We start from the raw sequence: 15,474 nt of genomic DNA on the forward strand, positions 1-15,474 counted from the left end.
CCCACTCGCGACTTCACGGCGCGGTCTCCCGCCCGTCACCGGTCCGCCCTACGGTGGCGCCCATGCGCCTGAGAACCGTACTCGCGACCGCGACCGCCGTCCTGGCGGCGGCCAGCTCCCTGACCGCCGCCGGGACCGCCAACTCCGCGGAGAACCGCGCCTGTTCGCCGTCCGTCGCTGTCGAGGGCTTCTCCGACGCCCTCGACAAGACGACGTACGAGGGCATATTCGTCGGCAACTTCTCCGCGCTGGCGACCGACGCCGACGGCTCCCTCGCCGCAGTCTCCGACCGCTCCTCCCTGTTCCGCCTCGACCCGCGGACCCTCCAGCCGCGCGCCGTCGTCCCGCTCGCCGACGAGCAGGGCCGGGCGCTGGACTCGGAGGGGCTGGCCGTCGACCGGGACGGCACCTACCTCGTCTCCTCCGAGACCGAGCCCGCCGTACGCCGCCACGGCCGCGACGGCGCGATCCTCGACAGCCTCCCGGTGCCGGACGCCCTGCGTGTCGCCCCGGCCGGCCGTGCCCGCGCCAACCAGACCTTCGAGGGCCTCACCCTGCTGCCGGGCGGGCGCACCCTGATCGCCTCCATGGAGTACGCGATCTCCGGCGACACCCCCGGCCTCGTCCGCCTCCAGACCTGGCGGCGGCACGGCGCGGACTTCCGCCTCTCCGCCCAGTACGCCTACCGCACCGACGACGGCCTCGGCGTCCCCGAGATCCAGGCCCTGGCCGACGGCCGCCTCCTCGTCCTGGAGCGCGGCTTCACCGCGGGCGTCGGCAACACGGTCCGCCTCTACCTCGCCGACCCGCGCCACGCCACCGACACCAGCGGCGTCGAGGAGCTGACCGGGCAGGACGACGTACGACTGGTGCGCAAGACCCTCCTGGCCGACCTGGTGAACTGCCCGTCACTGGGAGCGACCGCCAAGCAGCCCCAGCCGAACCCCCTCCTCGACAACATCGAGGCCATGACGGTCACCGGGCACGGCCCCCACGGCCGCCTGCGCGTGCTGCTGGCCAGCGACGACAACCAGAACGCGGCACAGATCACGCGGTTCTACCGGCTGACCGTGCGCCCCTGAATTGTTGCGGAGGGATGAAATCCGCTTCGGTCCGTGTTGGAGCCTTCCGGTAGATCAGGACGACTGGATCAGCACGACCGGAGGGCACCGACGTGGAACCGAAACGGGGATGGGCACGGAGACTGGCGTCCTACGCCTGGCGATATCCCAAGGACGTCGTCCTGGCCCTCGCCTCCTCCCTCCTCGGCATGGCCGTCATGGCGCTCGTCCCGCTGCTCACCAAGGTGATCATCGACGACGTCATCACCGCCCGGACCCGTGACATGGCGCCCTGGGCCGCCGGCCTGATCGGCGCGGCCCTCCTCGTCTACGCCCTCACCTACATCCGCCGCTACTACGGCGGCCGCCTCGCTCTCGACGTCCAGCACGACCTGCGGACGGAGATGTACGAGACGATCACCCGGCTCGACGGCCGCCGCCAGGACGAGCTGTCCACCGGCCAGGTCGTCGGCCGTGCCACCAGCGACCTCCAGCTGATCCAGAGCCTGCTCTTCATGCTGCCGATGACCATCGGCAACTTCGCCCTCTTCCTGATCTCCCTGATCGTGATGGCCTGGCTGTCGATCCCGCTGACGCTGGTCGCGCTCGCCGTCGCGCCCGCCCTGTGGTTCATCGCCAAACGCAGCCGCGCCAAGCTGCACCCCGCCACCTGGTACGCCCAGGCCCAGGCCGCCGCGGTCGCGGGTGTCGTCGACGGCGCCGTCAGCGGCGTACGCGTGGTCAAGGGCTTCGGGCAGGAGGAGCAGGAGACCGGCAAGCTGCGCGAGGTCGGCCGGAAGCTGTTCGCGGGCCGGCTGCGCACCATCCGCCTGAACAGCAGGTACACCCCCGCCCTCCAGGCCGTCCCCGCCCTCGGCCAGGTCGCCATGCTGGCCCTCGGCGGCTGGCTCGCGGTCCGCGGCCACATCACCCTCGGCACCTTCGTCGCCTTCTCCACCTACCTCGCCCAGCTCGTCGGCCCCGTCCGCATGCTCGCGATGGTCCTCACCGTCGCCCAGCAGGCCCGCGCCGGCACCGAGCGCGTCCTGGAGCTGATCGACACCGAGCCGTCGATCAAGGACGGCACCAAGGAACTGCCCGCCGACGCGCCCGCGACCGTCGAGTTCGACGACGTCTCCTTCGGCTACGAGCCCGGACAGCCGGTCCTCGACGGCCTCAGCTTCGAGATCCGCCCCGGCGAGACCCTCGCCGTCGTCGGTTCGTCCGGCTCCGGAAAGTCGACCGTGTCGCTGCTGATGCCGCGCTTCTACGACGTGACGCGCGGCGCCGTCCTGATCGGCGGCCACGACGTGCGCGAGCTGACCCAGGAGTCCCTGCGGGCCGCGATCGGGCTGGTCCCCGAGGACTCCTTCCTCTTCTCCGACACCGTTCGCGCCAACATCGCCTACGGCCGCCCCGACGCCACGGACGAGCAGATCGAGGCCGCCGCCCGCGCCGCCCAGGCGGACCGTTTCATCGCCGAGCTGCCCGACGGCTACGACACCAAGGTCGGCGAGCACGGACTGACCCTCTCCGGCGGCCAGCGCCAGCGTGTCGCCCTCGCCCGCGCGATCCTCACCGACCCGCGGCTGCTCGTCCTGGACGACGCCACCTCCGCCGTGGACGCCCGGGTCGAGCACGAGATCCACGAGGCGCTGAAGCAGGTCATGGAGGGCCGCACGACCCTCCTCATCGCCCACCGCCGCTCCACCCTCAACCTCGCCGACCGCATCGCCGTCCTCGACGGCGGCCGCCTCGCCGACCTCGGCACCCACGACGAGCTGCAGGAACGATCCGCCCTCTACCGCCGCCTGCTCACCGACCCCGACGAGCTCGGCGGTGTCTCCCCGGGCCACACCCAGCCCCTCGCACCCGCCGAGGACACCTCCGTACGGGACGAACTGGACGCCGAGTTCGACGCCGAGCGCGGCATCACGCCCCGGCTGTGGGCGGGGGAGCGCGCACCGAGGGACGCCGCGATGTCCGGCACCCCCGCCACCCCCGAGCTGCTCGCGCAGGTCGAGGCGCTGCCCCCGGCCACCGACGCCCCTGAGGTCGACGAGGCCCGCGCGGTGCGCGCCGAGGACCAGTACGGACTGCGCAGACTGCTGAAAGGTTTCGGCCTGCCGCTGCTGATCAGCCTCGCCCTGGTCGCCGTGGACGCGGGGATGGGTCTTCTCCTCCCGGTCCTGATCCGGCACGGCATCGACAGCGGCGTCACCGAGGCCGCGCTCGGCGCGGTGTGGGCGGCCTCCCTGCTCGGCCTCCTCGCGGTCCTCGTGCAGTGGGCCGCGCAGACCGGCGAGACCCGGATGACCGGCCGTACCGGCGAGCGGGTCCTCTACGCACTGCGGCTGAAGATCTTCGCCCAGCTCCAGCGGCTCGGCCTCGACTACTACGAGCGCGAGCTGACCGGCCGGATCATGACCCGGATGACCACGGACGTCGACGCCCTGTCGACCTTCCTGCAGACCGGCCTGGTCACGGCCTTCGTCTCGGTCGTCACCTTCTTCGGCATCATGGTCGCGCTGGTGGTGCTGGACCTGGAGCTCGCCCTCGTCGTCTTCGCCACCCTGCCGCCGCTGATCGTCGCCACGTACTTCTTCCGCCGCGCGAGCGTGAAGGCGTACGAACTCGCCCGCGAGCGCGTGTCGGTGGTCAACGCCGACCTCCAGGAGACCGTGGCCGGGCTGCGGATCGTGCAGGCCTTCAGGCGCGAGCACGACGGGGCGCGCAACTTCGCCGAGCGCAGCGACAGCTACCGCCGGGCCCGCGTGCACGGACAGTGGCTGATCTCGATCTACTTCCCGTTCGTGCAGCTCCTCTCCGCGGCCGCCGCGGCCTCGGTGCTGATCGCCGGTTCCGGCCGGGTCACCGAGGCCAGCCTCACCACGGGCGCGCTGGTGGCGTACCTGCTGTACATCGACCTGTTCTTCGCGCCCGTCCAGCAGCTCTCCCAGGTCTTCGACGGCTACCAGCAGGCGTCCGTCTCCCTCGGCCGCATCCAGGAGCTGCTCCAGGAGCCGACCTCGACGAAGTCGGCACGGCAGCCGCGCGACGTGCCCTCCCTGCGGGGCGAGATCGCCTTCGAGGACGTGCACTTCGCCTACGGCTCCGCCGATGAACCGGAGGAGGCGCTGACCGGCATCGACCTGCGCATCCCGGCCGGGCAGACGGTCGCCTTCGTCGGCGAGACCGGCGCGGGCAAGTCGACGCTGGTGAAGCTGGTGGCCCGGTTCTACGACCCCACGTCCGGCCGGGTGACGGTCGACGGCGCCGACCTGCGCGACCTCGACCTCACCTCCTATCGGCACCGCCTCGGCGTCGTCCCGCAGGAGGCCTACCTCTTCCCCGGCACGGTCCGCGACGCCATCGCCTACGGCCGCCCCGACGCCACCGACGCCGAGGTGGAGGCCGCCGCCCGCGCGGTCGGCGCCCACGAGATGATCGCGCGCCTGGAGGGCGGCTACCTCCACGAGGTCGCCGAGCGCGGCCGCAACCTCTCCGCCGGACAGCGCCAGTTGACCGCCCTGGCGCGCGCCGAGCTGGTCGACCCCGACGTCCTGCTCCTCGACGAGGCGACGGCCGCGCTGGATCTGGCCACCGAGGCCCAGGTCAACCAGGCCACCGACCGCCTCGCCGGCCGCCGCACCACCCTGGTGGTCGCCCACCGCCTGACGACAGCCGCCCGCGCGGACCGGGTCGTCGTCATGGACCACGGCCGGGTCGCCGAGGACGGCACCCACGACGAACTCCTGGCCCTGGGCGGCCGCTACGCCGAGCTGTGGGCGACGTTCGTGGGGGAGCCGGTGCCGGCGCCGAGCTGAGCGCGAGGGGGCGGGCCCGTGTCCCGGGCCCGTCCCGGTTGTGCAACCATCCGACACACGCCTGGCGTCCGTACAGCAGTACGGCGATGGTCGTGTGGCTCGGGAGGACGACAGTGGACAGGGGTGACAAGGGCGCGATACGCCGACGGCTCGCGCTCGGCATGGCCGTGCTGACCGCGTCCGGACTGCTGGCGCTCGGCGCGCCGGGAACGGCCCAGGCCGCCTCGGCGGAGACCTGCGCGGGCCGCAAGGTGCGCACGCTGTCGTTCTCCACCGGCGCGGTGCACGTCTACAAGAGCGGCGGCGTCGTCTGCGCCGTCACCTACGCCAGACGCCCCGGCCCGCAGCACTGGATGACGGTGAGCGTGCAGGCACGGGGCTTCCGCCCGGCCCACAAGGAAGGCCTGCGCACCCGCCGGATCGGCCCCGTGCGCACCTACGCCGGACAGCGCTGCGTGCGGGTCAAGGGCTCGCGGGGCAACGGGTCGGTGGACTCGGGCTGGATTCTTTGCTGATCGCGTCCGATCAGTGCCTTTTGCGCAACTGTTAGCTCAACCTCCCCTGGTGTGAACCGAGTTGCTCCGATAGCTTCCGGCGCACATCTGTTTCCCAGGGAGGGTGCATGCGCAAGGCGCTCAGATGGCTGCTCGCGCTCGCCGTGCTCATAGGCACGCTGAGCACGGCCGGGGCGGCCACCGCCGCCCAGCCGGAGGCCACCGATATCAAGGACCGGCTGCTTGCCGTACCCGGCATCAGCCTGATCGAGGAGAAGCCGTACCCCGGCTACCGCTTCTTCGTCCTGAACTACACCCAGCCGGTCGACCACCGGAACCCGTCGGCGGGTACGTTCCAGCAGCGGATCACCGTCCTGCACAAGGACGTCAGCCGCCCGACCGTCTTCTACACCGGCGGCTACAACGTCTCCACGACCCCCAGCCGCCGCGAGCCGACCCAGATCGTGGACGGCAACCAGGTCTCCATGGAGTACCGCTTCTTCACCCCGTCCCGGCCGGCCCCGGCCGACTGGAGCAAGCTGGACATCTGGCAGGCCGCCAGCGACCAGCACCGCATCTTCAAGGCGCTGAAGGGGATCTACTCCAAGAACTGGATCTCCACCGGCGGCTCCAAGGGCGGCATGACCGCCACCTACTACGAGCGCTTCTACCCGCGCGACATGGACGGCGTGGTGGCCTACGTGGCCCCCAACGACGTGGTCAACAAGGAGGACTCCGCCTACGACCGCTTCTTCGCGTCCGTCGGCACCAAGGAGTGCCGCGACCGGCTGAACGCCGTCCAGCGCGAGGCGCTCGTACGCCGTGAGCCGCTGGAGAAGAAGTACGAGGCGTACGCCGCCGAGAACGGCCTCACCTTCACCACCATCGGCGGCCTCGACCGCGCCTACGAGGCGGTCGTCCTCGACTACGTGTGGGGCTTCTGGCAGTACAGCCTGCTCGCCGACTGCGAGACGATCCCGGCGGACGCGGCCCACGCCACGGACGACGCGATCTGGACCTCGATCGACACGATCTCCGGCTTCTCCGCGTACGCCGACCAGGGCCTGGAGACGTACACGCCGTACTACTACCAGGCGGGCACCCAACTGGGCGCGCCCACGATCCAGTTCCCGCACGTCGAGAAGCAGTACATCCGCTACGGCTACCAGCCGCCGCGCAACTTCGTCCCGCGTGACATCCCCATGACCTTCCAGCCGTGGGCCATGCGCGACGTCGACAGCTGGGTCCGCCACAACGCGAACCACATGCTCTTCGTCTACGGCCAGAACGACCCCTGGGGCGCCGAGCAGTTCCGCCTCGGCAAGGGCGCCCGTGACTCCTATGTGTTCACGGCCCCCGGCGCCAACCACGGGGCCCGCGTGGCCGGCCTGGTGGACGGCGAGAAGAACCTCGCCACCGCCCGGATCCTCGACTGGGCGGGTCTGTCCTCGACCGTCGTGTCCGAGGCCAAGCCGCTGGCCAAGTTCGACTCGAAGCTGGACCGGCGGATGCCGGAGCGGGGGCTTCGGCGGTAAGTGACTGTGAGTTGACTTCGACGGCGGGCTCTCGGGGGCCCGCCGTCGGGGTTTCAGGGGCAGACGGAGGCGTCCGAGTCGCCGGGGACGTAGGCCTTTTGCTCCAACGCGGTGAGGTCGCGGCTGAAGGTGCGGCAGACCTGCCGGAGCGCCTCGTCGGCCTCGGGGATGTCGTCGATCCTCCACAGCCGCGCCGTCCCGTCGTCGCCCGCCGTGGCGAGGGCGCGGCCGTCGGGGCTGAAGGCCAGTGAGTTCACACCGCTGAAGCTCGCGAGGACGGCGACACGGGCCTTGCCGCTGTTTGCGTCCCACAGCCGGACGGTTCCGTCGTCGCTGCCCGTCGCGAGGATGGCACCATCGGGGTGGAAAGCGACGGTCTCCACAGCGGCCCTGTGTTTGGTCATCTCGATGAGCGGCCGGCCCCTGTCCGCGTCCCACAGCCGGACCGTTCCGTCCAGGCTGCCGGTGGCGACCCTGCGGCCGTCCGGGCTGAATGCCACGGAAAACACCGCATCGTGGTGCCCCCTGAGAGTGTTGATCTTCCGTCCGGAGGCCACATCCCACAGAGTCGTCGTCGAGTCGTCGCCGGCCGTGGCGAGGACTCGGCTGTCCGGGCTGAACGCCACGTCGTAGATGGGTCCGCTGTGTGTGGCGAGCGGGTCGATGAGGACCGCACCCGTGTGTGCGTCCCGCAGATAGACGGTGCCGTCCTCGTCGGCGGTGGCGAGGATTCGACCGTCGGGACTGAACGCCGCCGAACGCACCAGGTTCTGATGCTCCTCAAGTTTGGCGCGCTCCTGAGTGGTGTCCGCATCCGCATCCCACAAGCGGACGGTCCAGTCGTCGCTCGCGGTGGCGACGGTGTGGCCGTCCGGGTGGAACGCCGCCACGTTCACCTCGCCCCCGAGCTTCAGTTCCCGGAGGCGCTCGCCGGTGTCCGGGTCCCAGAGCTGCGCGGTCTCGTCGGCGCTCGCGGTGGCGACCTTGTCACCGTCTCGGCTGTAGGCGACCTTGTAAACGGTGCCGGTGTGGCCCCTGAGAGTGGTGTTGTCCTTGCCAAGGCTCGCGTTCCACAAACGCACCGTCGTGTCGCGGCTGGCGGTGGCGAGGGTGCGGTTGTCCCGGCTGAACGCCAGCGCGAGTACGTCGTCGTAATGCCCGATCAGGGTGCCTCTGGGGCCCTTGGTGTCGGTGTCCCAGAGCCGTACGTAACGGTCGGTGGCGGTGACGAAGGACTTGCCGTCCGGGCTGAAGGCGATCAGAGACGCTGACTCGTACAGCGGGCTGTGCTCTTCGCCGCTTCTCGGGTCCCTCAGATAGACGTAGGCGTCGTCCGCGGTTGCGAGCATGTTGCCGTCCGGGCTGAAGGCCACTGATGTGACCGGCAGCAGGTGCTCATCGAGCGTTTTGTACGATCTCCGGGTCTCCAGGTTCCACAGACGGACGGTGGTGTCGTCGCTTCCGGTGGCGAAGGTGTTCCCGTCGGGATGGAAGGCCACCGCCCTGACCGGTTTGGTGTGCCCCTTGAGCGTGCCGAGGGGTTCACCGGTGTCCGGGTTCCACAGCCGGACCGTGTTGTCGTCGCTTCCCGTCGCGAGGATCTGTCCGTCCTTGCTGAACGCCACCGCCCTGACCGGCCCGGTGTGGCCGGAGAGTGTCCTGAGGAGTTCGCCGGCGTCCGGGTCCCACAGGCGGACGGTTCCGTCGTCGCTGCCGGTGGCGAGGCGTTCGTCCTTGCTGAACGCCACCGCGTTCACCGGCTGTCGGTGGTGGGTGAGCCTGAATCGGATCTTCAGCGTCTTCGCGTCCCGCAGGAGGACGATGTGATCGTCCCCGGCGGAGGCGAGGATGCTGCCGTCCTCGGCATAGGCGACGGCCCGCACCGGGCTGTCATGCCCGGACAGGCGACGGTGGGCGGGCAGAGCCGAGGCGCTGCGCACGGTGTCGACGGCCTCGGGCGTGTCCTTCGTCCGGTACGCCTTCACCGCCAACAGCGCGGCCAGCTCCGGGTCGGTGTAGAGCAGCTCGTTGGACTGTGCCGCCAGCTCCCGCGACAGGGACCTGTCCTTCGCATGCCCCACGCGCTGCCACTGCCAGATCACACCCACCACCGCGATCAGCGCGAGCGCCAGCAGTCCCGCCAGCACCGCGATGACACGCCGGCTCCGCCGCACGCCCGCCCGCTGCCGTTCCTGGCTCGCCGTCAGGAACTCCTCAATGTCCGAGGGGAGCCGCCGCCCCCCGGACAGCTCCAGGGCCTCGCCCAGGGCCGACCCAGCGAGCAGGTCGCCTGGGTGTTTGTTGGCCGCCACCCAGCGAGCCTCGCGTTCGCGGGTGCGGCGGAGCCAGTCCTGGAAGCGGTGGTCGTCATCGACCCAGTCGCGCAGGGCGCCCCAGTCACGGATGAGGGCCTCGTGGATCAGCTCGGCCACCGGTTCCCCATGGGGAGCACCGGCGCGCTCCGGGGCCTCAAGCTTCTGTGTGGTGATGATGCGGCGCCGCGCCAGGGTGACGATGACGGCGTCGACGTCGCCCTGATCCTCGGAGTGGCCGGGGTCGGCCGCCAAGTCGCGTAGTTCGTCCAGCGGCACCTGTGTGCGGACCGGGTTGATGTTGCGGCCAGGGTCCGCCGGGTGGACCAGGGACGTCAGCGCGCGCCGCGCGATGGCCCGCTGCGCTGGGGAGAGTTCCTCAAGGGTGCTGTCGCACCAGGTCGTGAGGCTTCCGCTGACGCCCCCGATGCGCCCGTAGGCATCGTGGGTGAGGTAGCCGTCCTGGCGCTGCTCCCACAGCTGCTGGAGCGTCATCTCCAGCAGCGGCAGCACCGTGACGGGCGCCTGATGGCGGTCGGCCGCCTCAGGGGTGATCTCGAGGACGTCGCTGGTGATCCGCTCGGGTAGCCCGGGCTGGAAGCGCAGGCCCACGTCGGCGGCGGGCTCGACGATGATGTCGTGCAGGTCGTCCTGGCTCAGCGTGCCCGGCACATTCAGCAGCCCCGGCATCGCGGCGTCCAGCAGCCGGGGCGCACGCGCGGCCAACTGGGGATAGAAGTCGTCACGCATGATCAGGATCACGGTGATCTTGGTGTACCAGTCTGCCGACGAGGTGACCTCGTCGATCACCGCGAGGGTGTCCCGCAGGCGGCCGTTGGTGCTCTGCACCAACAGCTCCTCGAACTGGTCGATGACCAGCAGGATGCGATGGTAGGAGGGCTCCGCGGCCAGCCTGCGGTTGACCGCCGCGATGATGCCGTCCCGTCTCGCCCCGGGAAGTCCCGCCTGCTCCAGCTCACCGAGCATGTCCTGCCGCGGCCGCGCCAGCACCGGAAGCCAGCGGTCGCTGCCCGGCAGTCCGCCCTTCGCCAGCTCGCGCAGCACACCCGCCTGGATCAGCGACGACTTGCCCGATCCCGACGGCCCCAGCAGCAGGGTCAGCCGCCGCTGCCGGCGCAGGTTCGCCACCACCTGCTCCACCGCGTCCGACCGGCCCTGGAACCAGCGCGCGTGCTCGGCCGTGAACGGCTCCAGGCCCCGATAGGGGCACACCCCTTGGTCGGCCAGCCCCGGCAGGATGTCCCGCAGCACCTGGGCCGGGGTGGCGTAGGCGATGCCCAGGCCCCGTTCGTAGGCGTCGGGCGCGGTGATCTCGGTGAGCATGCCGATGACCAGGCCGGTCACGTCGTCCAGCACGGGCCCGCCGCTGAACCCGGTGGTGAGGTCGTTCGCGTCGGTCAGTTGGAGTTGCGCGCCCCGGCCCTCCGAGGCGGGCAGCACGTCGCCCGCCTCGCCGTAGCCGTAGTGCCCCTCGGCCCTGGCCTGGGTGGGAAAGCCGTACGACCGCACCTCGTGGCCCCGGCAGCCCTCCGCCGACCCGAGCGGCAGGACGCGCGCCCCGGCCGGCGCGGCGGTCAGCCGGACGAACGCCACGTCCTCCGCGTCGGACGACCGCCACAGCTCCGCCGGGACCGTGCCCGCCACCCGGTCCGCGCCCGTCACGTGCGGGAAGGACAGCACCGCGCTCGTACCGGGACCGCCGCCCGCCGCCTCCACGACATGCGCGCAGGTCACCAGCACGCCCTCGGCCACCAGGAACCCCGTCCCGGCCACCCGGCCGTCCGGCGCGAGGACCTGGGCCACCGCCGCGAGCAGGTCGGACGTCAGGCCCTCACCCGGCCCGCTCTCCGCGCCCGTCACCGCGATCAGCCCCCGTCGTCGGGGCCGGCGTTCTTCCAGGACACGGTCACCTTCAGATGACAGCCGGCCTGAGTCTTGGTGATCACGGCTCCGGCCTCGAACGCCAGCTCCACACCGAACTCGACGGTGATCTCGTCGGGGCGGGCCTTGCGCAACTGCGCGAGTGTGGCGCGCGCGGCCTGAGTGACCGGTTCCAGGGCGGTTTCCAGTGTCACCGGCAGCTCGCGCACGGTGTCGCCGATCCGGCCGGCCTTCACCGGCCCGCCGTCCGGCAGGCCCGGCTGCTCCACCAGCACAAAACCCCCGCCGTCCAGCGGAATCTGAGTCAGAGCTGCCACGACGCCTCCTCGCCGGCCCGGCCCCGGCAGCGGCTCCTGCGGGACTCCACCACCGTCCTCGAAGGCGGAGCCCCTCGCACCCGGGAGTGGGCCGAACGCGTGTCCGGCATGCGCACACGCCGGACACGCCCGCGAGGGGTCAGTACGTCAGCCCGTGCCCGATCGGGTACAGCACCTTCGTCGGGTCGTCCGTCCGCTGCACCGGCACCGGCAGCTTCCCGCGCGGGGACACCTCCCCGGCGATGACCCGGGCGGCCGCCCGCAGTTCGACGTCCGTCCAGGAGTACGTCGCCAGGTACGCGCGTACGCCGGGCAGGCGGGCCACGTCGTACGGGTTGCGGACCGCCACCGCGACGACCGGCACGCCCGTCGCCAGCAGGCGTTCCACGAGGGTCTTCTGACTGCTGGTCGCCGAGACGTTGTACGTCCCGACCACCACCGCGTCGGCCTCCCCGGCCGCCGCGACCGCACGGTCGATCACCGCGGCCGAGGGCGCCGTACCGGTGGACATGACCGTGGTCGTGAAGCCCAGTTCGGCCAGCGCGCCGGCCAGGACGCCGGTGGGCGGGCCCGTCGTGCCCGAGGGGGAGGCGAGGTCGGCGCCGAGGACGAGGACCTTGCCGTGCGAGGCGGGGGAGAGGGGCAGCAGGCCGCCCTCGTTGACCAGCAGGGTCGTGGTGCGCTCGGCGATGCGGTCGGCCGTGGCCAGGTGAGCGAGGTTGCCGACCGCGCGGTCGACGCCGCCGGGGACGACGTACGGGTCGTGCAGCAGCCCGAGCTTCGCCTTCAGCCGCAGCACCCGCAGGACCGACTCGTCCAGCCGCTCCTCGGTCAGCTCCCCGTCCTGGACGGCCTTCAGCACCGCGTTCCACGCCACGTCCAGCTTGGGCGGGTTCAGCAGCTGGTCCACGCCCGCCTTCAGCGCCAGCACCGGAACGCGGTCGTCGCCGTACTTCTGCCGTACGCCCGCCATGTCGAGGGAGTCGGTGACCACGACCCCGTCGTAGCCGAGCTGCTCGCGCAGGATGCCGGTGAGGATGGGGCGGGAGAGGGTGGCCGGGTCGCCGGAGTCGTCCAGGGCGGGGACCAGGATGTGCGCGGTCATGATCGAGTCGATGCCCGCCGCGACGGCCGCGCGGAACGGCGGCGCGTCCAGCGCCTCCCACTGCGCGCGAGTGTGCGTGATGGTCGGGAAGCCGTAGTGGCTGTCGACCTCGGTGTCGCCGTGCCCGGGGAAGTGCTTGGCCGTCGCCGCGACCCCGGAGTGCTGGTACCCCTCGACCTCGGCCGCCACCAGCCGGGAGACAGCGGCCGGGTCGGCGCCGAAGGACCGTACGCCGATCACCGGGTTGGCCGGGTTGACGTTGACGTCGGCGACCGGCGTGTAGTCCTGCCGGATGCCCATCGCGTGCAGCTCCCGGCCCGCGATCCGGCCCAGGGTGCGGGCGTCCGCGCGGGAGCCGCCCGCGCCCATCGCCATCGCGCCGGGGAACAGCGTGGCGGGCTTGCCGACCCGGCACACGATGCCGTGCTCCTGGTCGGTGGAGATCAGCACGGGCAGGCCGCGCGGCTGGTCCAGGGACGCCCGCTGGATGCCGTTGGACAGCTCGGTGATCTGGCGCGGGTTGCGGGTGTTGTGCGCCCACACGAAGTAGATGACGCCGCCGAGCCGGTACTTGGCGATCAGTTCGGCGGCCGTGCGCACGCCGAAATCCTTGAGGTTGGCGTCGATGTCCGCCTGGTCGGGGGCCGTGGCCGAGTGGCCGTAGACGCGGGAGACGAAGAGCTGGCCGACCTTCTCCTGAAGCGTCATGCGGGAGATGATGCCGCGCAGCTTCTTGTCGTCGACGTCCCCGGCGGCGAGGGCGGGCCCCCCGACGGCGAGCGCGGCGGTGGCGGCCGCGCCGGCGGTGAGGACCGTACGTCTGGAGGGTTTCGCGGTGCTTCCCGTGCTGGTGTCGTGCACGTGCACTCCTTCCGGAGGCTGCGAGGGTCCGCTGAAGGAAACTTCCGAGGAGTCACCAATATCCAGGAAGTTTCTGCCAGTCAAGGGAGTGCACAGGGGGTGTTGCCGGGGGTGTCAGTCCGCCGTGACCGGTGTCCGCGCGGCCGGCGCGGGCCAGTGCTCCTGCAAGGTGCGCACCGTCTCGGCGATCGCCGGACGCCGGGAGACGCCGGTGCGCCACAGTGCGTACAGCCGCCGTACCGGCGTCGGATCGAGCGCCACCTCCACCACCCCGCCGGGCAGCGGGCCACGGCCGAGCCGCGGTACGAGCGACACGCCGAGCCCGGCCGCGACCAGTGCGACCAGCGTGGGGTTCTCGTCCGCCTGATGCACGATCTCCGGCTCGTGCCCGGCCGCGCGCAGCGTCCGCATCAGCCAGTCGTGGCACACCCGCCCCGGTGGCTGGCACACCCACCGCTGGCCGCCCAGCTCCTCGCGCCGCACCGACTCCCGCCCCGCGAAGGGGTGTCCCTCGGGCACCAGCAGCGTGCACCGGTCGTCGCCGATCACCGCCTGCTCCACCCCCGGCGGCACCCGCAGCGGCGCGATGTCCCAGTCGTGCGCCACCACCAGATCCAGCGCGCCCTTGGCGACCATGCCGACCGACAGATGCGGGTCGATCTCGCTCAGCCGGGTGTCCAGCGCCGGATGCCGCCGCGCCAGGTCGGCCAGCACGCCCGGCAGCAGCCCGCGCGCCGCCGACGCGAACGCCGCGATGGTCAGCCGACCCGCCGGCACCCCGCGCCGCTCCTCCAGCTCCGTCTCCGCCCGCTCGACGATCGCCAGCAACTCCTGGGCCGTGGCGACCAGTTGATGGGCCTCGGCCGTCAACCGGACGCCCCTTCCCTCCCGTTCCAGCAGTACGGTCCTGGTCTCCCGCTCCAGTTTGGCGATCTGCTGGGACACCGCCGACGGCGTGTAGCCGAGCGCGGCCGCCGCGGCACCGACACTGCCGTGCACCGAGACGGCATGCAGGGCACGCAGACGCTGGAGATCGAGCATGGAGGGCTCCTGAAGGCTCCTGGATTAAGCATCACTGAAACGAACCGTGCATCAATCATCGCTGGTCCTGCACAGTACGGGCGGGTGATCCTCGACGCATGCGCCCCGCACACCTCGCCCTCGCCGTCCTCGTCGCCGCCGTCTGGGGCGTCAACTTCACCGTCATCGAGATCGGCCTCGACCACTTCCCGCCGCTGCTGTTCTCCGCCCTGCGCTTCCTCGTGGCCGCGCTCCCGGCGGTGTTCCTGGTCGGCCGCCCGAAGGTCGCGTGGAAGTGGATCCTGGGCGTGGGCCTGGTGCTGGGCGTCGCCAAGTTCGGCCTGCTGTTCGTGGCCATGGACACCGGCATGCCGGCCGGGCTGTCCTCCCTGGTGCTCCAGATCCAGGCGGTGTTCACGGCCCTCATCGCCTACGCCGCCCTGCGTGAACGCCCCACCCGGACCGGGGTGGTGGGCATGGCGGTCGCCCTGTCCGGGATCGCCGTGGCAGCGGTCGACGAGGGCACCTCGGGCCCCCTCGGCGCCTTCGCCCTCTGTGTCGCCGCCGCGGCCTGCTGGGGCGCCTCCAACGTCCTCACCCGCAAGGCGGCACCCCCCGACGCCCTCAACTTCATGGTGTGGGTGAGCACGGTCCCCGTCCTGCCCCTGCTGGGGCTGTCCCTGCTGACCGAGGGGTGGGACCGCGACGCGGCCGCCCTGCGCGCGCTGGACTGGCAGGGCGCCGGCACCGTCGTCTACGTCGCCTGGGTCACCACCGTGTTCGGCTTCGGCGCCTGGGGCTGGCTGCTGCGCCGCCACCCGGCCTCCACCGTGGCGCCCTTCTCCCTCCTCGTCCCCGTGTTCGGCATGTCCTCCGCCGCACTGTTCCTGGGCGAGCCCGTCAGCGGCCTGCGCTGGGTGGCGGCCGCCCTGCTGGTCGGCGGCGTGGCACTGACGTCCTTCGCACCGGCGGGCCGCCGGAGCCGGGTCCACCCCGTGGACGCCCCGGCGCCCGAACCGGCCGTCGGCCGATCATGACGC

Annotated in this window: 9 protein-coding genes; 5 read left to right on the forward strand and 4 right to left on the reverse strand. The window is 71.7% G+C overall.

The window, feature by feature from the left end; translation table 11 throughout:
- Positions 1 to 62: 62 nt before the first annotated feature.
- The 4 genes from RKD23_RS24145 (at position 63) to RKD23_RS24160 (ending at position 6,917) form a co-directional block, all read left to right on the forward strand.
- Positions 63 to 1,082 carry an esterase-like activity of phytase family protein gene (locus RKD23_RS24145; protein ID WP_424855557.1) on the forward strand — a complete coding sequence of 340 codons (1,020 nt, stop codon included), beginning with the start codon at positions 63 to 65 and terminating at the stop codon, positions 1,080 to 1,082.
- A 92-nt stretch (positions 1,083 to 1,174) separates the two neighbouring features.
- On the forward strand, positions 1,175 to 4,888 hold the full coding sequence (locus tag RKD23_RS24150; protein WP_424855558.1) for an ABC transporter ATP-binding protein: 3,714 nt from the start codon (positions 1,175 to 1,177) through the stop codon (positions 4,886 to 4,888).
- Positions 4,889 to 5,049: 161 nt separating this feature from the next.
- Positions 5,050 to 5,403, forward strand: coding sequence for a hypothetical protein (locus tag RKD23_RS24155; protein ID WP_404036412.1), 354 nt, complete (start codon positions 5,050 to 5,052; stop codon positions 5,401 to 5,403).
- Positions 5,404 to 5,510: 107 nt separating this feature from the next.
- A complete protein-coding gene (locus RKD23_RS24160) occupies positions 5,511 to 6,917 on the forward strand; it encodes a S28 family serine protease (protein WP_424855559.1) in 1,407 nt (468 codons plus the stop codon).
- A gap of 53 nt (positions 6,918 to 6,970) precedes the next feature.
- Here RKD23_RS24160 and RKD23_RS24165 read toward each other — a convergent pair whose 3' ends face one another.
- The 4 genes from RKD23_RS24165 to RKD23_RS24180 form a co-directional block, all read right to left on the reverse strand.
- A complete protein-coding gene (locus tag RKD23_RS24165) occupies positions 6,971 to 11,110 on the reverse strand; it encodes a trypsin-like peptidase domain-containing protein (RefSeq protein WP_424855560.1) in 4,140 nt (1,379 codons plus the stop codon).
- A 5-nt stretch (positions 11,111 to 11,115) separates the two neighbouring features.
- Positions 11,116 to 11,448, reverse strand: a complete 333-nt coding sequence (locus RKD23_RS24170; protein WP_424855561.1) for a CU044_2847 family protein — start codon at positions 11,446 to 11,448, stop codon at positions 11,116 to 11,118.
- Positions 11,449 to 11,587: 139 nt separating this feature from the next.
- Positions 11,588 to 13,414, reverse strand: a complete 1,827-nt coding sequence (locus RKD23_RS24175) for a glycoside hydrolase family 3 protein (RefSeq protein WP_424855562.1) — start codon at positions 13,412 to 13,414, stop codon at positions 11,588 to 11,590.
- A gap of 114 nt (positions 13,415 to 13,528) precedes the next feature.
- Positions 13,529 to 14,455 carry a LysR family transcriptional regulator gene (locus RKD23_RS24180; RefSeq protein ID WP_424855563.1) on the reverse strand — a complete coding sequence of 309 codons (927 nt, stop codon included), beginning with the start codon at positions 14,453 to 14,455 and terminating at the stop codon, positions 13,529 to 13,531.
- Between the two features lie 98 nt (positions 14,456 to 14,553).
- Here RKD23_RS24180 and RKD23_RS24185 point away from each other — a divergent pair, with 98 nt between their 5' ends.
- Complete coding sequence (locus tag RKD23_RS24185; protein WP_424855564.1) at positions 14,554 to 15,471, forward strand: EamA family transporter; 918 nt, start codon at positions 14,554 to 14,556, stop codon at positions 15,469 to 15,471.
- Positions 15,472 to 15,474: the final 3 nt, after the last annotated feature.

The sequence above is a fragment of the Streptomyces sp. SAI-170 genome, assembly GCF_049739565.1.
Classification (GTDB): Bacteria; Actinomycetota; Actinomycetes; order Streptomycetales; family Streptomycetaceae; genus Streptomyces.